General features: G+C 80.0%; 1 pseudogene. It reads left to right on the top strand.

Annotated elements, in window-relative coordinates:
- Positions 1-230: pseudogene (locus tag C7C45_RS33070) on the top strand (hypothetical protein); the annotation flags it as partial.

Below are 230 nucleotides of genomic sequence, written 5' to 3'. Positions count from 1 at the left end.
CTCTTTCCCACCCCGACGCTCTCCCGATCTGACCCTGCCCTCGCTGCGTACCGTCTTCGACCCCACCCCCGACCCGCCCGGGCGCGCCGCCGCGCCGGCGGAGCCCGGGCTGGTCGACGGCGCCCCCGCGCGGGTCGGTGTGACCGCCAGCGTCCCCCGCCCGTTCTGCGGCGCCTGCGCCCGCCCCCGGCTCACCGCGGACGGCCAGGCCCGCGCCTGCCTCTTCGCCA

It is taken from the genome of Micromonospora arborensis (assembly GCF_003205615.1).
GTDB classification, from domain to species: Bacteria; Actinomycetota; Actinomycetes; order Mycobacteriales; family Micromonosporaceae; genus Micromonospora; species Micromonospora arborensis.
Note: the sequence above shows the minus strand (reverse complement) of the source record. Positions and strands in the feature narration are given on the sequence as shown.